This is a genomic window from Aeromonas sp. s13 (genome assembly GCF_040907905.1).
Lineage (GTDB): Bacteria > Pseudomonadota > Gammaproteobacteria > Enterobacterales > Aeromonadaceae > Aeromonas > Aeromonas veronii.
Map to the genome: position 1 here is coordinate 1 of NZ_JBFOCS010000073.1, position 21157 is coordinate 21157.

At 60.8% G+C, this 21157-nt stretch carries 21 protein-coding genes; 13 read left to right on the forward strand and 8 right to left on the reverse strand.

Going from position 1 to position 21157, the window contains the following annotated elements; all coding sequences use genetic code 11:
• Positions 1-371 precede the first annotated feature (371 nt).
• From AB5Y82_RS15300 to AB5Y82_RS15335, 8 genes are all read left to right on the forward strand, one after another.
• Complete coding sequence (locus AB5Y82_RS15300; protein WP_005334862.1) at positions 372-635, forward strand: DUF2282 domain-containing protein; 264 nt, start codon at positions 372-374, stop codon at positions 633-635.
• Positions 636-707: 72 nt separating this feature from the next.
• The gene (locus AB5Y82_RS15305) at positions 708-1556 is read left to right on the forward strand and encodes a DUF692 domain-containing protein (RefSeq protein WP_111900518.1); all 849 of its coding nucleotides are present in this window, start codon (positions 708-710) and stop codon (positions 1554-1556) included.
• Complete coding sequence (locus tag AB5Y82_RS15310; RefSeq protein WP_368174184.1) at positions 1549-2301, forward strand: putative DNA-binding domain-containing protein; 753 nt, start codon at positions 1549-1551, stop codon at positions 2299-2301. The genes AB5Y82_RS15305 and AB5Y82_RS15310 overlap by 8 nt, the downstream gene beginning before the upstream one ends.
• Positions 2298-2741, forward strand: coding sequence for a DoxX family protein (locus tag AB5Y82_RS15315; RefSeq protein ID WP_201902560.1), 444 nt, complete (start codon positions 2298-2300; stop codon positions 2739-2741). Before AB5Y82_RS15310 ends, AB5Y82_RS15315 begins: the two co-directional genes overlap by 4 nt.
• A 97-nt stretch (positions 2742-2838) precedes the next feature.
• Positions 2839-3321 carry a GNAT family N-acetyltransferase gene (locus AB5Y82_RS15320; RefSeq protein ID WP_201902561.1) on the forward strand — a complete coding sequence of 161 codons (483 nt, stop codon included), beginning with the start codon at positions 2839-2841 and terminating at the stop codon, positions 3319-3321.
• A 179-nt stretch (positions 3322-3500) separates the two neighbouring features.
• Positions 3501-4796: a PAS domain-containing methyl-accepting chemotaxis protein gene (locus AB5Y82_RS15325; RefSeq protein ID WP_058055704.1), complete on the forward strand. Its 1296-nt coding sequence runs from the start codon at positions 3501-3503 to the stop codon at positions 4794-4796.
• Positions 4797-4957: 161 nt separating this feature from the next.
• Positions 4958-5512 (forward strand): DUF3332 domain-containing protein, encoded by a 555-nt coding sequence (locus tag AB5Y82_RS15330; protein WP_047439970.1) that lies wholly within the window; start codon positions 4958-4960, stop codon positions 5510-5512.
• Positions 5513-5599: 87 nt separating this feature from the next.
• A complete protein-coding gene (locus AB5Y82_RS15335; RefSeq protein ID WP_005334839.1) occupies positions 5600-6973 on the forward strand; it encodes an HD-GYP domain-containing protein in 1374 nt (457 codons plus the stop codon).
• A 77-nt stretch (positions 6974-7050) separates the two neighbouring features.
• Here the strand turns inward: AB5Y82_RS15335 and AB5Y82_RS15340 are convergent, their stop codons facing one another.
• The 6 genes from AB5Y82_RS15340 to AB5Y82_RS15365 form a co-directional block, all read right to left on the reverse strand.
• Entirely contained in the window at positions 7051-8109 is a 1059-nt protein-coding gene (locus AB5Y82_RS15340) for an FUSC family protein (RefSeq protein WP_368174185.1), read from the reverse strand.
• A 62-nt stretch (positions 8110-8171) separates the two neighbouring features.
• A complete protein-coding gene (locus AB5Y82_RS15345) occupies positions 8172-9917 on the reverse strand; it encodes a bifunctional molybdopterin-guanine dinucleotide biosynthesis adaptor protein MobB/molybdopterin molybdotransferase MoeA (RefSeq protein WP_368174186.1) in 1746 nt (581 codons plus the stop codon).
• The gene (mobA, locus tag AB5Y82_RS15350; protein WP_323951023.1) at positions 9914-10558 is read right to left on the reverse strand and encodes a molybdenum cofactor guanylyltransferase MobA; all 645 of its coding nucleotides are present in this window, start codon (positions 10556-10558) and stop codon (positions 9914-9916) included. The genes AB5Y82_RS15345 and mobA overlap by 4 nt, the downstream gene beginning before the upstream one ends.
• Positions 10530-11225, reverse strand: coding sequence for an energy-coupling factor ABC transporter ATP-binding protein (locus AB5Y82_RS15355; RefSeq protein WP_323951025.1), 696 nt, complete (start codon positions 11223-11225; stop codon positions 10530-10532). The genes mobA and AB5Y82_RS15355 overlap by 29 nt, the downstream gene beginning before the upstream one ends.
• Positions 11226-11259: 34 nt before the next feature.
• The gene (locus AB5Y82_RS15360) at positions 11260-11961 is read right to left on the reverse strand and encodes an ABC transporter permease (RefSeq protein ID WP_019446238.1); all 702 of its coding nucleotides are present in this window, start codon (positions 11959-11961) and stop codon (positions 11260-11262) included.
• A 129-nt stretch (positions 11962-12090) separates the two neighbouring features.
• The gene (locus AB5Y82_RS15365; RefSeq protein ID WP_368174187.1) at positions 12091-12933 is read right to left on the reverse strand and encodes a substrate-binding domain-containing protein; all 843 of its coding nucleotides are present in this window, start codon (positions 12931-12933) and stop codon (positions 12091-12093) included.
• Between the two features lie 254 nt (positions 12934-13187).
• On the opposite strand from AB5Y82_RS15365, the gene AB5Y82_RS15370 reads away from it, so the two are divergent.
• Complete coding sequence (locus tag AB5Y82_RS15370; RefSeq protein ID WP_058055711.1) at positions 13188-14543, forward strand: sigma-54 dependent transcriptional regulator; 1356 nt, start codon at positions 13188-13190, stop codon at positions 14541-14543.
• A gap of 25 nt (positions 14544-14568) precedes the next feature.
• Positions 14569-16671: a HAMP domain-containing sensor histidine kinase gene (locus tag AB5Y82_RS15375; RefSeq protein ID WP_201902564.1), complete on the forward strand. Its 2103-nt coding sequence runs from the start codon at positions 14569-14571 to the stop codon at positions 16669-16671.
• An 81-nt stretch (positions 16672-16752) separates the two neighbouring features.
• Here AB5Y82_RS15375 and AB5Y82_RS15380 read toward each other — a convergent pair whose 3' ends face one another.
• A complete protein-coding gene (locus tag AB5Y82_RS15380) occupies positions 16753-17619 on the reverse strand; it encodes a helix-turn-helix transcriptional regulator (protein WP_013723539.1) in 867 nt (288 codons plus the stop codon).
• Positions 17620-17634: 15 nt separating this feature from the next.
• A complete protein-coding gene (locus AB5Y82_RS15385) occupies positions 17635-18492 on the reverse strand; it encodes a formate dehydrogenase accessory sulfurtransferase FdhD (RefSeq protein ID WP_201902565.1) in 858 nt (285 codons plus the stop codon).
• Positions 18493-18717: 225 nt separating this feature from the next.
• On the opposite strand from AB5Y82_RS15385, the gene AB5Y82_RS15390 reads away from it, so the two are divergent.
• The 3 genes from AB5Y82_RS15390 (at position 18718) to AB5Y82_RS15400 (ending at position 21082) form a co-directional block, all read left to right on the forward strand.
• Positions 18718-19557, forward strand: a complete 840-nt coding sequence (locus AB5Y82_RS15390; protein WP_368174188.1) for an AbiJ-NTD4 domain-containing protein — start codon at positions 18718-18720, stop codon at positions 19555-19557.
• Between the two features lie 384 nt (positions 19558-19941).
• Positions 19942-20496, forward strand: a complete 555-nt coding sequence (locus AB5Y82_RS15395) for a DUF3305 domain-containing protein (RefSeq protein ID WP_201902569.1) — start codon at positions 19942-19944, stop codon at positions 20494-20496.
• Positions 20489-21082, forward strand: a complete 594-nt coding sequence (locus AB5Y82_RS15400) for a DUF3306 domain-containing protein (protein ID WP_201902570.1) — start codon at positions 20489-20491, stop codon at positions 21080-21082. Before AB5Y82_RS15395 ends, AB5Y82_RS15400 begins: the two co-directional genes overlap by 8 nt.
• Positions 21083-21157 lie beyond the last annotated feature (75 nt).

A 21157-nucleotide genomic window follows, 5' to 3' on the forward strand; every position in this document is an offset into this window, starting at 1 on the left:
GCGTTGAAATACAGAACCCCCGATGCAGTACATAGGGGGTTCTGAGTAGAGAAATGCTAGTTGAAAATGTGTAAACCTATTTCAGGACTAGACATGACGCATCTCTTTTGATGGAAGCAGTGAAGAAGATTAACGGGGTTAAAGCACCATATGGCACTTTTCTCGTTCATTAATGGGTGGTCGTCGAGAAATTTTCAATGATGAAATAGCTGTTTAAAATCAATTGGTTGAGTGTTTTCCTTTGGGTTTTTTAACTCTTTTTGTGTTTTTTTTGAAAGGGAATATCCCGTTTGCCGGTTCTATTGCAGGTACCCGGTTGCGACAAATCGGGGATATCAGCAACATCCAACGACATCAAAAGGAACATGAACATGAATGTTAAAAAAAGCACTGCTATCGCCTCCGCCATGACCGGTCTGCTGGCGCTGGGCGCCCAATTTATCGCGGCGCCAGCCATGGCTGCCGATGAAAAGGAGAAGTGCTACGGCGTGGTCAAGGCCAGCAAGAATGACTGTGCGACCAAGAGCAGCTCCTGCGCCGGTACCGCCAAGGAAGATGCTCAGGGTGATGCCTTTGTGGTGATGCCCAAAGGGCTGTGCGAGAAGCTGGTCGGCGGTTCGCTGCAACCCAAGTAAGAGACATCGGGCAGGGGATGGCCAATGGGTCGCCCCCTGCATCTTCTCTGATTGGCGAAAGCGAGTCTTGCGATGAACCCTTTGATTGGTATCGGATTACGCACTCCCCATTACGATGAGATCCGGCAAACCCTGCCGGCAGTCGGTTGGCTGGAGGTGCACAGTGAAAATTACTTCGAACGGCACAGTCACGGTTTTCAGGTGCTCGCCGAACTGGCGCAGCACTACCCCGTCAGTCTTCACGGCGTTGGCATGTCCCTCGGTTCTGCCGACCCGCTCGATCCGCACCATCTGCAGCAGTTGTCGACACTGGCCGCGGCGATCAAACCGGTACGGATCTCCGAACATCTCAGCTGGGGCTGCATTGGCGGGCGTTATTTCAACGATCTGCTACCGGTGCCCTATACCCGCGCCTCTCTGCGCAACATGAGCGACAAGATCCAGCAGGTACAACAGACCCTGGGTTGCCGCATGTTGATTGAAAATCCCTCCTCCTATCTGCAACTGGCCGGGGAGATGAGCGAGTGGGAATTTCTGGCCGAGCTGCAGCAGCGCAGCGAGTGCGGCATCCTGCTCGATCTCAACAATCTCTATGTCAGTGCCTTTAACTACGGTTTCTCTTGCGATGAGTATCTGGCGGCGATCGATCTCGCCACCGTCGGGGAGATCCATCTGGCCGGTTATACCGAGAAGCAGCTGCCGGAAGGCTCCCTCTATATCGATACCCACAGCGCCCCTGTGGTGGAGCCGGTCTGGGAACTCTATCGCCAGATCTGCCGCAAGCAGGCCATTCCGACCCTGATTGAGTGGGACCTCGAGATCCCGCCGCTGCCGGTCTTGCTGGCAGAGGCGGCGCAGGCCTGTGCCATTCTGGATGAGGCGCGTGCCATGAGTGCACCACGGGAGGTGGCCCATGGCTGAACTGGCACAGCTGCAACAGCACTTTGCCGATGGTCTGCTGGGGGCGCCTGACGCCATTTCCCCTCACATCAGCTCCCGGCTCTTTTCTGCCGAGTCTGTGCTGCAGGTCTATCGCAACCACTTCATCCTGAGCCTTGGCGAGGTGCTGGCGAGCAGTTATCCCGCCGTCAAGGCTATGGTCGGGGAGGACTTTTTTGCAGCGGCGGCCCGTGGCTTCGTATTGGCCGAGCCGCTCAGGGAAGGGAGCGTCATGCACTATGGCGCCGGATTTGGCCAATGGTTGGCCCGCTTGCCGACTACAACTGGACTGCCCTGGCTGGAGGAGCTGGCTCAGTTCGAATGGCTGCTTGAGCGTGCCAGTCTGCTGCCGCTGGAATCACGCTGCTGGCCAGCCGAGCGTCTGGCCGCATTATCGCCGCAACAATGGGAGCGGCTGCGACTCTTGCCAGCTACGGATCTGCTGCTGGTTGCCAGCGATTATCCGGTGCTGGCCCTTTGGCAGATGGCGCTGCACTGTGGTGAAGCGGTGGAGGTGCTTGATGCCCCCGTCTGGTTGGCATTGAAGAAACAGCCAGATTGCCGGGTTGCGCCCTTGCCCCTGACGGCGGGTGAGTGGGCGCTGCTACAGGGTTGTCTCGCTGGTACGGCGCTGGTCGATCTGCTGGCGGCCGACCCTGCGGCCAGTGAACATCTCACTCGCCTGATAACCCTTGGTCTGCTGGTGGATATGGAGGTAATGCCATGATGGCAAACAAATGGCTGGCGCTGGCCAGCTCAAGTGGTGATTTGCCGCGCTGGAGCAGCGCTGGTGTGCTGTTGCTGGCGCGGCTGTGGGTCGCCTCGGTTTTTATCACTTCAGGCTGGCTCAAGCTGACGGCGTGGGATTCCACCCTCTATCTGTTTGAATCCGAGTATCAGGTGCCTCTGCTGCCCTGGTTGTGGGCTGCTTATCTGGGTACGGCGACCGAGCTGCTGCTGCCGCTCTTCCTGCTGGCGGGGCTTTTTACTCGCCCGGCCGCCTTGCTGCTGTTTGGCTTCAATATCATGGCGGTGATCTCCTACCCGACCCTCTGGGCGGGTGGCTTTTACGATCACCAGCTGTGGGGCTGGATGCTGCTGACCCTGATCATCTGGGGCGGCGGTGTGCTGAGCCTGGATCACTGGCTGACACGTCGCAGCCATTGATTTATCAGTGATTTCCCCAATGACAAAGAGCGCCACAAGGCGCTCTTTGTCATAATGACGGCCGGCGAAATTTCCCATGAGAGAAAAGGAGCAGCCAATGATTATTCGTCAGGCAAGGGCCGCAGATATTCCCGCAATGGTGGCGCTGCGCATGGAGCTGTTTTGTGAGGTCGGTGAGCTGGTGACGCCGCAGGCAGACCCGGCCTTGTGGCAGGCCACCCTTGACTACTTTACCCGGGCGATGAGTGAAGAGAGTGCTTTATCCTGGCTGGCTGAGGCCGATACGCAGGAGGGCGGCAAACAGATCGTGGCGGCAGGGACGCTGGCATTATTTGAACGGCCGCCCTATCCCGGCAATCTGGCGGGAGTGGAGGGGTACCTGCTCAACATGTATACGCGGCCACAATGGCGCCAGCAGGGGATCGCCACGGCGCTGCTCGATGCCATAACGGCCTTCGCCAGATCGCGTCAGCTGGGCAAGGTGTGGCTCCATGCCAGCGAGCAGGGGCGCCCTCTCTATGAGCGGATCGGCTTTGTCGCCAATCCGGCCTATCTGGAGTGGCAACCGGCGGTGGAATAAGGGTTTCAGCTCTGCATGAGTGGCGTTTGGTCGGTGAATTTGATTTACAGCAATAAATATGGCGTCAGATGGGATCGCGGCAACGCCGCCAACTATGCTGATGGAGCACGCCACCATTATCTTATTGATCCACTGCGTGGTTTGGCTATGGTGGGTGCCAGTCTGGAGGATACGTTTCGATGTTCAATAGCAAACTGAAAGCCGAGTTGCAGCAGTGCCAGGATCAACTTCTGGAACAGCAGGGATTTTTTGACGCAGTGCACGGCAGCGTGGCGACCATCACCTTTACGCCGGATGGCACTGTGCTGGCCGCCAATGATCTCTTTCTCAACGTGGTGGGCTTCAGTGCGCCCGAGGTTATCGGCCAGCATCACCGTATCTTTTGCGACAAGCTCTATGCCCAGAGCAGCGACTATCAGCAGTTTTGGGCGGACCTGAAGCAGGGGCGCTCCCGTACCGGGGTGTTCCAGCGCTTCAACAAACGGGGCGAGGCGATCTGGCTGGAAGCGACCTATTTTCCGGTCAAGTTGCGGGGCGTGGTGACCAAGGTGATCAAGATCGCGGCCGATATTACCGAGCACCACCTGCAACTGCTCAGCCAGCAGGCGGTGGTGACGGCGCTGGATCGGTCGCTGGCGGTCATCGAGTTCACCCCCGGCGGGGAGGTGATTGCTGCCAATGGCAATTTCCTCCATACCATGGGCTATACTCTGGCTCAGGTGCAGGGCAAGCATCACCGTATCTTCTGCGACGATCAGTTCTATCGAGACCAGCCTCACTTCTGGGATGAGCTGGGCCGTGGTCAGTTCAAGTCCGGTCTCTTCTGTCGTCAGAACAGTCACGGTAGCAAGGTGTGGCTGGAGGCGACCTACAACCCGATCCTTGATGAGCATCGCAAGGTGGTGAAGGTGATCAAGTTCGCTAGCGACATCACCGAGCGGATCAACAAGAGCGATGCGGTGCGGGAAGCGGCCATGTTGGCCCACGATGCGGCGCGGGAGACCCTGAACTGCGCCGAGCGTGGCGCGGGTCTGCTCTCCTCGGTGGTCGATACCTCCAGCCTGATTGCCAGCCAGTTGACTCACAGCATCGGTCTTATCAATCAGCTCAACGAGCAGTCGCGCAGTATCGAGGCGATCGTCTCCACCATCAGCAGCATCGCCGACCAGACCAATCTGCTGGCCCTTAACGCAGCCATTGAGGCGGCGCGGGCGGGGGATCAGGGTCGTGGGTTTGCGGTGGTGGCCGACGAGGTTCGCCAGCTGGCGGCCCGCACGTCTCTCTCTACCGACGAGATTGCCAAGGTGGTACAGAACAACCGGGAGCTGACCGCCAAGGTCACCTCCGAGATGTCTGACGTTGCCAGCAGCGCCGAGCTGGGTAAACAGCAGGTGGGTGAGGTGAACGAGGTGATGAGCGATATCCGCCGGGAGGCGAACAACGTCTCCAGCACCGTCTCTGATCTGGCCATCTGAACCCCCTGACTTCCTGTCATGCCGGGGCATTGACTCATATTTGAGCAGTCAGTGCCCCAATCTGAACCCCTCCTGTATCGTCCCGCCATTGTGAATTGTCCTCTTCTGGCCCCTTGATTAGGCTTGCCGCCTCATTTATTTCAGAGCAGGAACAGAACACGATGGCATTACAACAGAAGGGGCGGGCAATGGCCCTGCTGGTTATGGTCGCGAGCATGGGTCTGGGCGGCTGTATGGGGCAGATGGGGCTTTCCGGCATGGTCACCAAGGGCAACCTGAGCGTGGTGGATAACCGCTACGCTCGTGCCGGGGTCTTTATGCTGCTCTCCCCTGTCTACGGTCTGGCCGCGACCGCTGACCTGTTCGTCTTCAATACCATCGAGTTCTGGTCTGGCAAGAACCCCATCACCGGCAAATCTCCGGCTGTGGTGGACATGAAAGCCAATCCGGTGATCAAGGTGAACCAGCATCTGGATCCGGCCCTCAAGACGGTGCCGTTGGCCATGCTGCCACAAGGGGTGCGCGAGGTGGAGATCAGCTACCCGGACGAGCATACCGCCCAGATGGAGGTGCACTATCTGGATGGCCGCCGCAGCATGATGCGTGGCGAGAAGCGTGGCGAGCTGATGGATATCTACTTCGATGGCCGCTTTGTATCTACCCTGAGCCGCGCAGAGCTGGAAGAGCGGGCGAATCAGGGGAAGGCTGCTGCCTAAATTCAACTGAATCCAGATCGATCCAGCTTCAGATGGGGTATACCTAATCTGCTGGCAAAATCGCCATGATGTCTAAGGGAGTAGACTATGACGGTGAATGGATTGCGATTGGCGGAGTTGATTGGTTCTCTCAGTCATGCGCTCGATATGACTGAGGGGCAACCAAGAGGACACTGCATTCGCTGCTGCTGGATAGGTTCCCGTCTGGGGGAGCGGCTGGGACTGGATGCCCGGCTGCGCCATGATCTCTACTACACGCTCCTGCTTAAGGATCTTGGGTGCAGCAGCAATGCTGCCCGTATCTGCGAGCTCTATCTCACCGACGATCTTCACTTCAAACGCGATTTCAAACTGGTGGATGGCTCCCTCTCCGAGGTAGTCAACTTTGTGCTGGGCCACACCGGCTTGCAGGCGGATCTGCTGGGACGTTTTCGCAGCCTGTTTCATATCTTTCGCAACGGTGACCAGATTGCCAACGAACTGATCCAGACCCGCTGTCATCGGGGGGCGGATATTGCTCGCCAGCTGCGTTTCAGTGACGAGGTAGCCGATGGCATCCTCTCCCTTGATGAACACTGGAATGGCAAAGGTCGGCCCCTGCAACTGGCTGGCGAGGCGATCCCGCTCTTCTCGCGCATTGCCCTGCTCTGTCAGGTGGTGGATGTGTTTCACGCAGCCGCAGGCCCGGATGCGGCGCTCAAGGAGCTGCGCGAGCGCAGCGGCAGCTGGTTTGATCCGGCACTGGTTCGGGAATTTGAAGCGCTGGCCGACGAAGAGTTCTGGCAAGGACTGGCCGATCCCCGACTGACCGAGTGGGTGCTGGTCCACCCGGCCGGGCAAGGGGAGGTAGCGCTGGATGAAGATTATCTGGACGAAATCGCGGCGGCCTTCGGGCAGGTGGTGGACTCCAAAAGTCCCTACACCGCGGGTCACAGCGGCAGGGTTGCGCTCTATACCGACATTCTTGCCACCCAGATGGGGTTGTCCGAGCCGCGTCGACGCTGGCTCAAGCGTGGCGCTCTGCTCCATGATGTGGGCAAGCTCGGGGTGAGCAACGCCATTCTCGACAAGCCGGGCAAACTCGATGCACAGGAGTGGGCGGCGGTGCAGATGCATGCCGCCTACACCGAGGAGATCCTGAGCCGCATCGGCGCCTTCGAGGAGCTGGCACAAGTGGCGGGCGCCCACCATGAGCGGCTCGATGGCAAGGGCTACCCCAAGGGGCTGAAGGGGAACGAGATTACCCTTGAGACGCGCATCATCACCACAGCCGACATCTTCGATGCCATCACCGCCAAGCGCCCCTATCGCGGCGCTATCCCTGTGCCACAGGCGCTGGAGATGATGGCGGAGAATCTGGGCACCGCAATAGACCCTGACTGTTTTGCCGCCCTGCAAGCGGGTATTCAGGATTTCTCCCTCTACCTCACCACCGAGCAGCCGCTGGCCAATGCCAGTTAAGATTTGCTGCCTTCATGGCCCAAACGGCCAGTCAGTCAGCAAAACGCCCCGCCACTGCGGGGCGTTTTGCATTGGGTCTAGTCCGGCTGCTTGCGATGGGGCGGGGTGAGGATCAACCCCAGCAGGCGGCGCAGGTGGGTGAGCTGTTCTGTTAGCTGGACGTTGAGCCAGAGGTAGCCATTGATGGCCGCCTCGGTATTGGGCGGGAGCGATACCTGGGTCGCCACCTCGTGCAGGCGGGCGATGGCGGCATCCGCGCCGTGCCCGTCACCGGTTTGCATCATCAGGGCAAGCTGGTTGATCGCCTCCTCGGTGGCTTGATGGCAGGCGTGCAGTTCGCGGGTGCTCTGCATCAGGAAGTGGCTCTCACGATCGTTCCAGTAGGTGTTGGCCAGCATCTCTAGGGTGCAGAGGGTGTTGCGCATGGTGACCTGCACCGCATCAAACAGGGCGACGCTGTGGCGAGTCTCCTTGGCCGCCGGGGCCAGCAGGGCCCGCAGTTTGCCGGTCTGGGCCAGCAGTTGGGAGAGGTTGTGCTTGAGGCGCGGGCGCTCCAGCACATTGGGGGAGAGGTGAGTGTGATAGAGCCGCCCCGACTGCTGCAGGATCTGGTGCAGTTGCAGCCGCCAGTGGCTATAGGCCCGCTGGGGATAGATGCTGCAAAAGAGCAGCGCCAGCAGGGAGCCCAGCACCACGTCGCCGCTGCGCCAGAGGGCGGTATGGATATCACCCGGCTGAGCCCCCATGGTGACGCCGAGGGTGATGCCGATCAGCAGCCCCACATAGGGGCGCTTGCCGAGGGCCAGATAGCCGCAGAGGAACATGATGCATCCGCACCAGAGCAGGGTGAGTGGCAGGGAGTAGATCTCGAGATAGAGCGCCACCACCCCGCAACTGGCGCCGAAGATGGTGCCCACCACCCGCTGCAGGGCGCGGGAGAGCACATTGCCCCAAAACGAGATGGGGCCCATCACCACTACCAGGGTGATCAGCGGCCAGGTGCTCTCCGGCAGTTTCAGCTCGCGGGTCAGCAGAAAGGTAAGCATAAAGGCGAGCGCAATGCGCAGGCCATGGACGAGCCGGTAGCGGCCATAGACCAGCAGATCGAGTCGGGAGAGGGGGGCATCAAGACGCACGGTCTGCCTCCTGTCAGGTGGGTGACGGGGCGCCGTGCATCCTGCCGACGCCCCGTCGGGATTTAGGCCAGTCGTCCCTGCAGGGGATGGATCCAGACTCGCTCGCCAATGGCGATCCCGGGTTGGTCCGGTACGATTTCGATTAGGCAGTTGGCATCGGCCATGGAGCTCAGAATACCCGAGCCCTGTGGCCCTGTGGTGCGCACCCGCAGCTGGCCGTTGCGGTCCTGATGGAAGATGCCGCGCAGAAATTCGGTGCGCCCCGGGCGGCTCTTCATCTTCTCGTCTGCCAGTGCCGAGAGGCGCAGCGGCTGCCACCGCTTGCCCTGTAGGCGGGCGATGGCCGGCTCGACAAATTGCAGTACGCAGATCATCGCCGCCACCGGATTGCCCGGCAGGCCGAAGAAGGGGGTCTGCCCCAGCTTGCCAAAGGCGAGCGGGCGGCCCGGGCGCATCTGGATGCGCCAGAAATCGATCTGGCCGAGTTCTGCCAGCACCAGCTTGATAAAGTCGGCGTTGCCTACCGAGACCCCACCCGAGCTCAACACCAGATCGGCGCTGGCGGCGGCCTGCTCCAGCTGCTGGCGCAGGATGGTCTTGTCATCGGGAATGATGCCAAGGTCCATCACCTCGCAACCGGCGGCGCGGATAAGGGCCATCAGGGTGAAGCGATTGCTGTCGAAGATATGGCCGGGGGCGAGCTGCTCGCCCGGCGCCTGCACCTCGTCACCGGTACTGAACAGCGCCACTTTCAGCGGGGTGCGCACAGTGAGACTGGCTTGACCGAGTGATGCCGCCAGCCCCTGCTGGGGGGCGCCAAGCCAGGTACCGGCCGGGATGGCGACCGCACCTTTGGCGAGATCTTCCCCGGCGAGGCGCACATTCTGCCCTGCGCGGATCGGTGAGGTGACCGTGACCCACTCCCCTTCAATCAGCGTCTCTTCCCGCATCACCACGGTATCCACACCGGGGGGCAGCGGGGCGCCGGTCATGATCTGCACCGCCTGACCAGCCAGCACAGGTTCGTGGCGCTGCTGGCCCGCCAGCACTTCCCCCACCAGCTGCCAGCGACCGGTGGCGAGATCGTCGCTACGAAGGCCAATGCCGTCCATCGCCGAGTTGGCGTGGGGGGGCACATTGATGGGGCTTATCAGATCGGCGGCCAGCACGGCGCCGTGGCACTGGGCCAGCGGTTTGTCGCTGCAGGCGGTGCTTGGGGTGAGGGCCGCCAGAATGGCGTTGCGGGCCGCTTCGACCGACAAAAAGCCCTTGCCTGCCTCCTGCTCGCGAGTCTGACAGCCGTCAAGCCAGCTACAGACGAAGTCGGCGATAGCTTCAAGGTTGTTGATATCGAGTTGCGGTAGGGTGGTCTCTGCGGGCTGATCGCTGGCCAGCGCGATGATGTCGCTGTCTTCGGGGAAGAGCAGCGGCTTGCCAATTTCGGCGCGGTGCAGCTCGATTTTCGGGAAGTGTTCGTGCTTGAACCCCTCGACCAAGAGCAGATCGAGCTCTGTCTGATCGAAGCTGGCTAGCAGCTGGCGAAAGTCGGCTTCGGCCAGCTCGGTTTCAATGATGCGAGCATGACGGCGGCGGGAGGCGACCATCATCTGTCGGGCGCCCGCCTTGCGCAGGCGGTAGCTGTCCTTGCCCGGCTGGTCGATATCAAAGTCGTGATGGGCGTGCTTGAGCACCCCGATGCGCAGGCCGCGATCCACCAGCAGGGGGATCAACTGCTCCAGCAAGGTGGTCTTGCCGGTGCCGCTCCAAGCGGCGAAGCCGAGCAGGGGAAGAGTGGGGGCCGGGGTCATGAGGTGACTCCTTGTTGGGGGTCGATAGCCGGGGCAAGCAGACGGGCCTCGTAGGCGGCCAGCTCGGCAGGGCTATTGAGATTGATAAAGGCATCCGGCTGATCGGCAAAGCTCACCACCGCCATATTGTGGCGGGCAAACCAGATATCGATTTTGCGCTCACCCTCTGTCAGCGCGGCGGTGAGGGAGGGGAGCAGAGATTTGTGCAGCAGGGCGACCACGGGTTGCAGCCAGTCGCCATCGTGGGCAACTACCAGCTCGGTATCCGGGGTCAGGGCAGCGCGAAAGCGGCTCATCAGATCCAGCGGCAAGGCGGGGCCATCGCAGGGGACAAACAGCACCCAGTCGTGACGGGCTGCAGCAAGACCTGCCTGCATGCCCGCCAGCGGGCCGAGATAGTCGTTGTTGTCATCGCAGATGACCGGGGCCAGCGCCTGATAGCGGGCCTGACTGCGGTTGGCGTTGATCAGCACCTCATCTACCTGGGGGCGCAGGCGCGCCAAAACATGGTCGATAAGAGGGCGTCCCGCCAGTGCTACCCATCCCTTGTCTTCGCCCCCCATCCGGGTGGCGCGGCCTCCTGCCAGGATCACAGCTGATACGGCAACGGGATCAGAGTTGCTGTCGCTTTTTGAAGTCATGTCGCTCGATGATTTTTAAAGGGGTTGTCTCTTGCAGCTGGCCACGGGCGAGGGTCCATTGCCGCTCGCACAGGTCGGTCAGGGCGTTGCTCTGGTGGCTGATGACGACCAGGCCGCTGCCATGTTCCCGCAGATCTTGCGCCAATGCGGCCATCAGGGCAACCGAATGTGTGTCGAGATTGGCGGTGGGCTCATCCATCAGCAGAAAAGCGGGTTGCAGCGCCCAGGCGCGGGCCATTGCCAGCCGTTGCCGTTCGCCACCGGACAAAATGCTGATGTGCTCCCGCGCCAACCCCTCCAGCTCGACCCGGCGCAGCGCCTCGAACACCCGGATCTCGCTGCCGAGTTGTTTATCGAGCGCCCAAGCGACGTTGTCGTGCACTGTGCGATCGAACAGATAGGGGGTCTGGTGCAGATAGGTGACCCGGCCCGGCCCCAGATCCCGCTTGAGCAGCCGGTTGAGCCGCTGTTGCCAGCGCCCCGGCAGATTGGTGTGGCCGCGGGTGGGGGGCAGCAGCCCTGCCAGGATTTTGAGCAAGGTGGTCTTGCCCACCCCGTTGGCTCCATGCAGCCAGATGGCATCCCCCGGTGCGATGGCGAGCCGGTCAATCTCGAACAGCTGGCGTTCGCCAAAGCGCATCGTCAGCTGGTGGGCGGTCAGGGCCATGGGGTACTCCTGTTGATGCACAGTGGGGGCATGGTCAGTTCTTCAGATAGCTGTGGCCGCGACACGCCGTCAGCAGCAGGTTGAGCAAGAGGGCGAGGGTGAGCAGCACTATGCCGAGCGCTACCCCCTGGGTGAAGGCCCCTTTCTGGGTCTCCAGCGCGATGGCGGTGGGGATATTGCGGGTAAAGTGCAGGATATTGCCCCCCACCATCATGGAGCAGCCCACCTCGGTGACGATGCGGCTAAAGGCGCCGATGATGGCGGCCAGCAGGCCAAAGCGGCACTCGTGCATCAGGCCGATCAGCGCCTTGGGCCAGGAGACCCCCAGGGTCAGGGCGGTCTCCCAGGCGCGCCGATCGCTCTGGACAAATGCCGCGTGAGCCATGGTGGCGATCACCGGAAAGGCGATCAGCATCTGCCCCACCACCATCGCCTGCTGGGTAAAGAGCAGCTTCCAGTCGCCAAAGGGGCCGGCCCGCGACAGCAGCATATAGAGCAAGAGGCCAATCACCACGGTCGGCACCGATTGCAGGGTGTTAATGCAGGAGAGCCAGAGCCAGCGGCCGGGCAGCGGCAGATAGGCCAGGGCAAAGCCCAGCAGCAAAGCGGGCAGCAGCACCAGCAGCAGAGCGATGCAGGAGACGGAGAAGGAGACCCCCACCACCTGCCACAGTTCGGTGTCACCACTGAACAGCAGGGCGAGGGCCGCCAGCGTGGTATCGATCAAGGTCGGCATGACGCCTCTCTCTCATCGTGCAGGGCGAGGGCCGTCAATAAGGTCGTGTCGAGCAGGGTCGGCATCAGGCGCCTCCCTCAGCGAACCGGGGGAGGGTCAGCAAGGTCATCGCAGGGGTCAGGGTTGCCATTATTTCCCGTTGGCATCCGCTACAAACAGCGCCTGACCCGCCACCTTGAAGTCGCCGATCAGCTTCTGGCCATGCTCGGAGATCAGCCAGTTCTTCAGGGTGCGGGCCCCTTCGGTGTTGAGATCCGGGTAGCGCTTGGGGTTGACCAGGATCACCTGATAGGGGTTGAACAGGCGCTTGTCACCCTCCAGCAGTACGGCGAGATCCAGCTTGCTCTGGTAGGCGAGCCAGGTGCCGCGGTCGGTCAGGGTGTAGGCACCCAGCTCCGAGGCCATGGTCAGGGTGGGGCCCATCCCCTGGCCGATGGATTTGTAACCGGCAAACTCGGGTTTGACGTCAGCGGCCTGCCACAGTGTCTTCTCCTTGATGTGGGTGCCGGACTCGTCACCGCGGGAGATAAAGATCTGGCCCTTATCCTTGATGGCTTGCAGCGCTTTGGCCGCGTCATGCAGCTTGGCCAGACCCGCCGGGTCTTTGGCCGGGCCGACGATGACGAAGTCGTTGTACATCAGGTGCACCGGCTCGATGCCAAAGCCCGCATCAACGAACTTCTTCTCGGCAGACGGTGCGTGGGTCATCACCAGATCCGCGTCGCCGTTCTCGCCCATCTTCAGGCTCTGGCCGGTACCGGCCGCCATCACCTGCACCGGATAACCGGTCTCCTTGGTGAACTGAGGCAGCAACCAGCCCAGCAGACCGGACTGCTCGGTGCTGGTGGTGGTGGCGAGGCGGATCGGCGCTTTTGTGGCATTAGTATCCGCTTCGGCGTGGGCCGCACCGGCGATCAGCAGGCTGGTGGCGAGGGAGAGGGCAAAACGTTTGAGGCTGGTTTTTATCGTCATCGTGATGCAACTTTTTCAGGGTGGCTGAGGAGAGGGCAAGAGTAAGCAAGCAGGGTGCCAAACTGTTCCTTTGCCGCTGTATTCACGGTTTGCCGTTTAAAAACAGAAGCTTATTAGAATCAATTAGGTGAGCTTGTTATCGCTTTTAATAATTGGTGTTGGTGCTTTTGATACGGTAAGGACAAAATGTCCCACTAAGGTTCCGGTTACCGGGACATTCACCGACCGTACGTGCATCCGAGGTACTTTTTTCCATGACACTCCCTCCCAGCCGCTGGTCTGCCCTCTCCCTGCTTATCGTTGACGATGAGCCCGGCATGCGCAGCTTTCTGGCCAAGGCGCTGGCCAAGCGTTTTGCCCAGATTGAGACTGCCGCCAGCGTGGAGGAGGCGGAAGCCCTGCGCTGCCGCCTTCACTTTGACCTTATCATCGCCGACATCCGGCTACCTGGGCGCTCCGGCATCGAGTGGCACGAGGCCATAGACCCGGCCACTCGCCGCAGCGACATCATCTTCATGACCGGTTTTGGCGATATGGAGACCGCCCTCAAGGCGCTGCGCCTCGGCGCCAGCGACTTTATCCTCAAGCCCTTCAACCTCGATCAGATGGTGCAGGCGGTGGACAGAGTCATCGAGCGCCGCCAGATGGAACGGGAGAACCTGCTGCTGCGCCGGGAGGTGAGCAAGCTGTTCCCGCCCACCCTGATTGGCGACAGTGCCAAGACCCGCGAGCTCAAGACGCTCATCGCCAGAGTAGCCCCCTCCAACGCCGCCGTACTGGTGGAGGGGGAGTCCGGCACCGGCAAGGAGCTGGTGGCTCGCGCCCTGCATCAACTCTCCGGCCGTATGGGGGCCTTTGTGCCCCTCAACTGCGCCTCCATTGCGCCGGAGCTGCTGGAAAGCGAGCTGTTTGGCCACGTACAGGGGGCCTTTACCGGCGCCCGCAAGGGGCGCGACGGCCTGTTCCGGGTCGCCCATCAGGGCACGCTCTTTTTGGACGAGATCGGCGAAATGCCGCTCGCCATGCAGGCCTCGTTGCTGCGGGCGCTGGAGCAGAAGGCCATCCGCCCGGTGGGGGCCGAGCGTGAATTGGCGGTGGATGTGCGCATCGTCGCTGCCACCAACCGCAACCTCAAGGCCGAGGTGGAGGCGGGCCGCTTTCGCGAAGATCTCTTCTATCGCCTCAACGTGGTGGCGCTGCCGGTCGCCCCGCTGCGGGAGCGGATCGACGACATCCCCGCACTGGTACACCACTTTACCCGTCAGCTCACCGCCGAGATGGGGATGGGCTCCTTGAGCTGGACCCACGAGGATGTGGTGGCGATGCAAGCCTACCCCTGGCCCGGCAACGTGCGGGAGCTGCGCAACCTTATCGAGCGCTGCCTGCTGCTGGGCAAGCCCCCGGCGGATTACTGGCAGAGCAGCAAGCCCGCCGAACAGGGGGCGAGCGAGGAGGGTTATCCGCTGGCGTGGCCGCTGGCCGAGGTGGAAAAAGCCCACATCCTGCAGGTGGTGGCGAGCCATGATGGCAACAAGTCTGCCGCCTCCCGGGTGCTCGGGGTGGCGCGCAAGACGCTGGATCGCAAATTCAAGGAGTGGGCCATCGAATGAGGAAGGCTGACTGGATGGGGTGGCGATGAAACTGACCCTGCTCTCCCGCTGCATGCGCGCCCTGTTGCCCCGTTGCGTGCGCACCAAAGTGCGCTGGCGCCTGCTGCTGCTCACCTCGGTACCCATCATGCTCACCCTGGTGGGCATGATAGCGCTCACCCTCTACTGGACCCTCACCTACAGCTGGCAGAACCTGCTCACCACGGTGCGCAGCGATCTCGGGGTGGCCCACCACGCCATCACGGTGCAGCAGCAGCGCCAGACCGAGCATCTGGAGCATCTGCGCGATGCCTGGGCCTTTCAGCTGCGGCTGCGGGAATCGCCGGATCAGCTGCATGACTGGGTGATGCCGCTGGCGGCCAACTATGGTCTCGATTTTCTGCGCTTGCGCCGTGGCCCCGAGCTGGATCAGCTGACGGCGCAGGAGCGAGCCGCCCTCACGGCTGGACGCAGCGTCAGCCACTTCGTGGTCTGGTCGCAGCAGGAGATGCTCGCCCTCTCCCCGCAACTGGCCAAGCGGGCCGTGCTGTGGCAGCGGGATGGCACCAGGGTGGTGGAGAACAGGGGGCTGATCAGCCTCTCGCTGACCCCTGTGATGGGCCGCGACGGCTCCCTTTGGGCCGTGCTGGAGGGGGGTGAGCTTGTCAACGGCAGCACCCGGCTGGTGGATGAGCTCAAGGGGCAGGTGTTTGCCAAAAACACCCTGCCGGATGGCAGCGTCGGCACCGTCACCCTGTTTCTCGATGATCTGCGGGTGAGCACCAACGTACCGGTCAGCAGCAGCCGTCAGGTGGGCCGAGCGGTGGGCACCCGGGTCTCGCCGCCAGTGCGCGAACAGGTGCTGGGGCGGGGGGAGATGTGGGTTGACCGCGCCTTCGTTCACGACGCCTGGTATGTCTCGGGCTACGAGCCGCTGCTGGGAGCAAGGGGCGAGCGGCTCGGCATGCTCTATGTCGGTTTTCTCGAGTGGCCCATTATCCGTACCTACCTCACCAATCTGGTGGAGCTGGGCTCCGGCGTAGTGCTGCTGTTGCTGCTCTCCGGCCTGCTGGTCTATCGCGGCGCGCGGGATCTCTTCTCCCCTATCGAGCGGATGCACAAGGTGGTGCGGCAGGTGCAGGCCGGGGAGTCGGCTCGCATCGGCCCGCTGGCCCTCGACCCCGACCACGAGCTGGCCCAGCTCGGTCGCCAGTTCGACGCCATGCTGGACAGGCAGGAGGCGCATCAGCAGCAGATGGCCCGCAGCGCCGATGAGCTGGAGCAGAAGGTGGCCGAGCGCACCCAAAGCCTCGAGCTCAAGACTGCCGAGCTGGAAGATCATATCCATATGCTGACCGAGGCGCGCCAGCAGCTGCTGATCAGCGAGAAGCTGGCGGCCCTTGGCGAGCTTTCGGCCGGTGTGGCCCACGAGATCAACAACCCGCTGGCGGTGATCCTCGGCAATGTGGAGCTGATGAAGCTGGAGCTGGGGGAGGCGGCCGAGCCGGTCAGCGAGGAGCTGGCGCTGGTGCTGGCCCAGATCGAGCGCATTCGTGCCATCACCCGCAGCTTGCTGCAATACTCTCGCCCTGGCGACTACGAGACAGAGCCTGTGTGGCAGCACCTCAACCCCATCATTGAGGAGAGCCTGACGCTGGTGCGCTCCGCCCTGCGCCAGCAGCAGGTGGAGCTGGTGGCCGATCTCAGGGCCCAGCAGCCCATCGAGGCGGATCGCCAGCAGCTGTTGCAGGTGCTGATAAACCTCCTGGTCAACGCCAGCCACGCGCTGGGGGAGCAGGGGGAGATCCGGGTCGAGAGCCGCGACTGGGTCGATGAACTGGGTCAGCTGCGCGGGGCCGAGGTGCGGGTGATCGACAACGGCAGCGGCATTGAGGCGGCCATTATCGACAAGATCTTCGACCCCTTCTTCACCACCCGCGCTACCGGCACCGGTCTGGGGCTGGCCCTGAGCCACCGCATCATCAGCCGCTGGGGTGGGGAGCTCTTGGTGGATTCCACCCCGGGGCAGGGGAGCTGCTTTACCGTGCGGCTGCGCAGCCACGCCCTGCTGCCCAGCGGCAGCGAGCCCGCGAAACTGGAAGGGTGGCGCATTGCGCTCAATGCCGAGGGGCGTGAGACAAGCGATTGATGCTGTTATAAAAAAGGCCCGTGATAAAAACAGCCCGTCAACATGGTTGGCGGGCTGTTTTGTCTGTAGGTGAGTGGTTATTTACTGCGGGCTCCACACCAGCTTGCCGCTCTGGGTCAGGTCATAGCCGCCGAGGCGGGCCGCCAGCTCGCGCCCCTCGGGGGATTGCAGCCAGCCGATCAGCTGTTGCAGCAGGGTGCGAAAGAAGACCCCCTGCGGCATCACCAGATCGAAGCACTCCTGCGACAAGGGCATAAAGCCGAGGCCAAACTCGGTGGCGGTGCTCTGGGCGCCGGGCCCGACGTCGGCATCGCCACGGCTGATGGCGGCGGCCAGCTCCCGCTCGCTGTTGACCTCGAGGGTGCGCTCCAGCCGGGTCAGCGACTCTCCTTGCGTTTGCAGCCACTCTTGCAGAGCGCGCTGGCTGCCGGCCCCCTCCTGACGCATGGCCCAGCGCCAGTCGAGCGCCTCTTTTGCCTCTTTGGGTTGCAACCCCTGCCGCAGTACCAGCCCCTGCACCCGCCTGAATCCATGAACGATCACCCATTGCCGGTGGCCCTGATACTGCTGCACCAGCGCCGGGTGGCGCAGGTGCGCCTCCTCGGCCTGCCCCCAGTGGATGGCGCAGAGATCCACATGGCCGCGCGCCAGCATCGCCAGCCCCTGTCGGGTGCCGCACGGGGTGTAGCCCACCAGTGCCTGGGTGCCGAGCTGCTGGGCCAAGCGGCTGCTGGCGTAGTGCAGCAGCACATCGTCCGAGCCTGCCAGCAGCAGCCGGTCGTTCATCACCCCCTCGTGGCAACTGCCGAGCAGCCAGCGGTCGAGCAGGGAGCGGGGAAACAGCCACTTGCCGGTCGCCTTGGTGGCGGGGATGCGCGCCTCGTTGGCGAGCTGGTAGACCTTCTTCTCGTTGAGATCGAGGTATTCCGCCACCTGCTTGACGTTCATAAACTCGTTCATGGCTTAGTCCCGCATCCCGCGACCGGCTGAACCGGGCGCCAGCACCGGCGGCTTCTCGTCCAGCACCATATGGTTGTGGCCGCTAAATACCTCGAAATGGCGCCCCTTGGCGCGGGCAATCATGGTGATGCCGAGCTGACGGGCCAGATCTAGCCCCATCTGGGTGACGCCGGAGCGCGACAGCAGCACAGGAATGCCCATCTGCGCCACTTTGATCACCATCTCAGAGGTGAGCCGCCCTGTGGTGTAGAAGATCTTGTCGTGGCCACTCTCGCCGCGCATCCAGAGCTCGCCCGCCAGAGTATCCACCGCATTGTGGCGCCCCACATCCTCGACAAAGGAGAGGATTTCACTGCCGCGACAGATGGCGCAGCCATGGACGGCACCGGCCATCTTGTAGGTTTCGTTATGGGCTGACAGCGCCTTGAGCAGGGCGTAGAGAGTACTCTGTTTAAGCTCGGGCGCCGCTAGCACGACCCCTTCGAGCTTCTCCATCACGCTGCCATACATGGTGCCCTGACCGCAGCCGGAGGTGACCGTCTTCTTCTCCAGCGCCTTGTCGAGATCGTCGGCCTGCTGGCTGCTCACCACGGCGGCGGCCTCGCTCTCCCAGTCGACGATCACCGACTCGATGGCTGCAATATCCTCGATAAAGCCCTGATTTTTCAGATAACCCAGCACCAGTGCCTCGGGGCGCGCCCCCAGCGTCATCAGGGTTACGATCTCCTTCCAGTTGAGGTAGACCGTCAGTGGCCGCTCACAGGCGATTTGGCGGGTGTTCATTGTGCCCTGCTCATCCATCACCTCGACGGCCATGGTGAGCTGGGCGGCAGCATTGCTTTTGATAAAGGTCGGTGTCATGGGCCCCTCGCGACCGGTTGCCGGGATCTAAGGGGAGGGATACAGCAAGTTTTGTTCCAGAATATTGCTTGAATAGAAATACACATGAATATATTGAGCTCATCTCAATGTAAAATCGATAGTTACAACAAGTAATAGGGAAAATTATCTGGACAAAATGCTAAGGATTTATAGCATAATGACATTATTTGATGTTTAAGATTAGTAATCGGTTCTGGGGGGCGTATGTTATTTTCAAGGCGTAAAGGGCTGACAGTTATTCGTGACACAATTCAAAAGGATAGTATGGATGATGCATTAAGGTATGGATTATGGAATGCAATGCACCTACACATATGGGAAAAACTTCAGTATAACCACTACAATAGAACCTTAAATAAGGCTAATTTGTATGGATTATTTCAGCTTTATTGGCATGATTACTTTAAATATCCTTTAGATAATCTCCCTGGTTATTTCACCGATGCTCATGGTGAAATAAGAAAATACTTTTTCGAATGTGAATGGTATGAAGTATATGACTTTATTGAATTCACAGCTCAGAATTGTCCTGGTAATTTCTCAAAAAACTTTATTATTTTCTGTAACCATATTTTAGAAAAGGAATTATCTGGCTATCGCTTTGTTGGTGAACAGCTTACTGATATAACAAATGCTGAGGAGCTGGAGAGTGTTGATTTAGCGATAAATACTACAACAAAGTACACTGGGGCCAATAAACACTTACAAACAGCAGTCGAATATTTGTCTGATCGTAAATCGCCAGATTTCAGAAACTCAGTAAAAGAATCAATTAGTGCCGTGGAATCAATTTGTATGGCTGTGTCTGGTGATCCTAAAGCTACTCTGGGGGCTGCATTAAATACAATAGAAAATAAACATAATTTACATCCTGCTTTCAAGAGAGCACTTTCAAGTCTATACGGATATACCAGTGATTCTGATGGAATAAGGCATGCTTTGCTAGAGGAAAGTACAATAAGTTACAGTGATGCAAAATTTATGCTTGTTGCATGCAGCGCTTTCGTCAATTATGTATTGGGAAAGCTCGGCGAAACAAACTAATAAAATATATGCTATCTCGCATGTTGGGCGTTGGTGCTGAACGAAGTGAAGCCCAACGTTTACCACAGAATATTTCAAAAGCAATAATCGGATAGTCCGGTGTTATTCGATTATTGCGAGCCCTTCTGGTTAGGCTCTTGAGGATTGGTTTGACGCCGCATGTTGGGCTTCGCTGCGCTCTGCACCAACCTACGCCCGCGCCGATCCATATCCCGCACAACGCGCCAACCCGCAGCAATGCCTCCATCAACTACCAAACCTGCCTTGGCCCCACTCTTGCTATGTCTTATCCCATTGATGGCCGTGGCTGCCATGAATCTCCTGCCATGATCCGCCCCGAACGGGGTGGATCATGGGGGAGGGCGGCCCGGCAGAGACCTTCTGATGGGAGCCGTGACAGTGCAAGAGACAACCAATACCTTGCCCCCGCAGCGCTGGCTGCAACTGGAGTTAAAGGCCATCGACAGCCAGGTTGGCCGCTGGCAGAGCCGCCGTTTCGAGATAGCGGCGCTCCATCCCGCCGAACCCGAAGCTGCCGGCGCGCTGCCCCTTACCCTGTTTCGCGATGAGCGGGGGGATTATCGCTTTAACCTGAGCTCTGGCTCGCCCCGCCTGTTTGTCACCGGAAGCCGCGTGGACAGTGGCTTTGTGGCCGACGGCCTGACCCTGAGCCAGACCGTGGCCGCCGCCTATATGGATGGCGAGCGGCAGGTGCTCTCCTGCCCGCTGCCCGAAGCGCTGCAAGCCTGGGTGGAGGCCTTTATCGGTCGTCACGGCGAGCTGCTGGAGGCCCGTCGCAAGGGCAAAAAGGGCAAGGGGCGGGCGCAGGATCAGCTGGGTGTCGATAGCCAGGATCAAGCCAGCTGTGGCGCCGTTAAAGCCACCGGCCCCGATGGCCGCGAGCGTGGCTGTGACAGCGGAAATCGCGCCCATGAGTGAGTTCCTTAAGCGCTGGTCGTCTCGCAAGAGTGAGGCGCGCAAGCATCAGGCATTGCAGCCACGGGAAGAGGTTATCCCCGAGGCAGTTGCCGCCCCTATCGAAGGCAGCAGCGAAGCTGAAACTCCAGATACATCGCTGGATAGCCCCGTAGTCAGCACTGACAAGGGTAGCTGTGCCCCCCTTGCCGTTGAGGGGGCCGAGAGTGGCGAACCGCCGCTAACAACAGCCCAGCCGGGCAAGGCCAAACTCCCCGACAGGGAGGCGCTGCGTGCCATGTTTCGCAGCCACAAGCCGGATGGACTCGACGACTACACCCAGGATTTCAGCCAGCCCGAATTGCTGCCTGCGGCCCTGACCGCCGGGCTGCGCAACTGGCTGGTGGATCAGGTGATCGCCCCGGAGAGCGAATCGGCCAATCCGGCCAGCGGATCCGCCGAACCGGGGGCGGTTGCCAGCGAACCTGCCGCCGACGAGCTGGCTGATAACCATTCTCAAACCCACACCGATGATCGGGACATTTTGGTTTCCTGTGGTGGACAAAATGTCCCAACCAAAGGTGAGGGAATGGAACCCTCAGGATCCTGACTCCCTGTCAGTCACTTTTTTTCCGGGGGAGTTGGCTCGCCTCTTGCTCTCTTGGCTTACCAACAAGCGCCCATC

Bases quoted from the DNA above. Each gene is read 5' to 3' on its own strand.
- AB5Y82_RS15300 (WP_005334862.1), top strand. From the start codon at position 372: ATGAATGTTAAAAAAAGCACTGCTATCGCCTCCGCCATGACCGGTCTG.
- AB5Y82_RS15305 (WP_111900518.1), top strand. From the start codon at position 708: ATGAACCCTTTGATTGGTATCGGATTACGCACTCCCCATTACGATGAG.
- AB5Y82_RS15310 (WP_368174184.1), top strand. From the start codon at position 1,549: ATGGCTGAACTGGCACAGCTGCAACAGCACTTTGCCGATGGTCTGCTG.
- AB5Y82_RS15315 (WP_201902560.1), top strand. From the start codon at position 2,298: ATGATGGCAAACAAATGGCTGGCGCTGGCCAGCTCAAGTGGTGATTTG.
- AB5Y82_RS15320 (WP_201902561.1), top strand. From the start codon at position 2,839: ATGATTATTCGTCAGGCAAGGGCCGCAGATATTCCCGCAATGGTGGCG.
- AB5Y82_RS15325 (WP_058055704.1), top strand. From the start codon at position 3,501: ATGTTCAATAGCAAACTGAAAGCCGAGTTGCAGCAGTGCCAGGATCAA.
- AB5Y82_RS15330 (WP_047439970.1), top strand. From the start codon at position 4,958: ATGGCATTACAACAGAAGGGGCGGGCAATGGCCCTGCTGGTTATGGTC.
- AB5Y82_RS15335 (WP_005334839.1), top strand. From the start codon at position 5,600: ATGACGGTGAATGGATTGCGATTGGCGGAGTTGATTGGTTCTCTCAGT.
- AB5Y82_RS15345 (WP_368174186.1), bottom strand. From the start codon at position 9,917: ATGACCCCGGCCCCCACTCTTCCCCTGCTCGGCTTCGCCGCTTGGAGC.
- mobA (WP_323951023.1), bottom strand. From the start codon at position 10,558: ATGACTTCAAAAAGCGACAGCAACTCTGATCCCGTTGCCGTATCAGCT.
- AB5Y82_RS15355 (WP_323951025.1), bottom strand. From the start codon at position 11,225: ATGGCCCTGACCGCCCACCAGCTGACGATGCGCTTTGGCGAACGCCAG.
- AB5Y82_RS15360 (WP_019446238.1), bottom strand. From the start codon at position 11,961: ATGCCGACCTTGATCGATACCACGCTGGCGGCCCTCGCCCTGCTGTTC.
- AB5Y82_RS15365 (WP_368174187.1), bottom strand. From the start codon at position 12,933: ATGACGATAAAAACCAGCCTCAAACGTTTTGCCCTCTCCCTCGCCACC.
- AB5Y82_RS15370 (WP_058055711.1), top strand. From the start codon at position 13,188: ATGACACTCCCTCCCAGCCGCTGGTCTGCCCTCTCCCTGCTTATCGTT.
- AB5Y82_RS15375 (WP_201902564.1), top strand. From the start codon at position 14,569: ATGAAACTGACCCTGCTCTCCCGCTGCATGCGCGCCCTGTTGCCCCGT.
- AB5Y82_RS15380 (WP_013723539.1), bottom strand. From the start codon at position 17,619: ATGAACGTCAAGCAGGTGGCGGAATACCTCGATCTCAACGAGAAGAAG.
- AB5Y82_RS15385 (WP_201902565.1), bottom strand. From the start codon at position 18,492: ATGACACCGACCTTTATCAAAAGCAATGCTGCCGCCCAGCTCACCATG.
- AB5Y82_RS15390 (WP_368174188.1), top strand. From the start codon at position 18,718: ATGTTATTTTCAAGGCGTAAAGGGCTGACAGTTATTCGTGACACAATT.
- AB5Y82_RS15395 (WP_201902569.1), top strand. From the start codon at position 19,942: ATGGGAGCCGTGACAGTGCAAGAGACAACCAATACCTTGCCCCCGCAG.
- AB5Y82_RS15400 (WP_201902570.1), top strand. From the start codon at position 20,489: ATGAGTGAGTTCCTTAAGCGCTGGTCGTCTCGCAAGAGTGAGGCGCGC.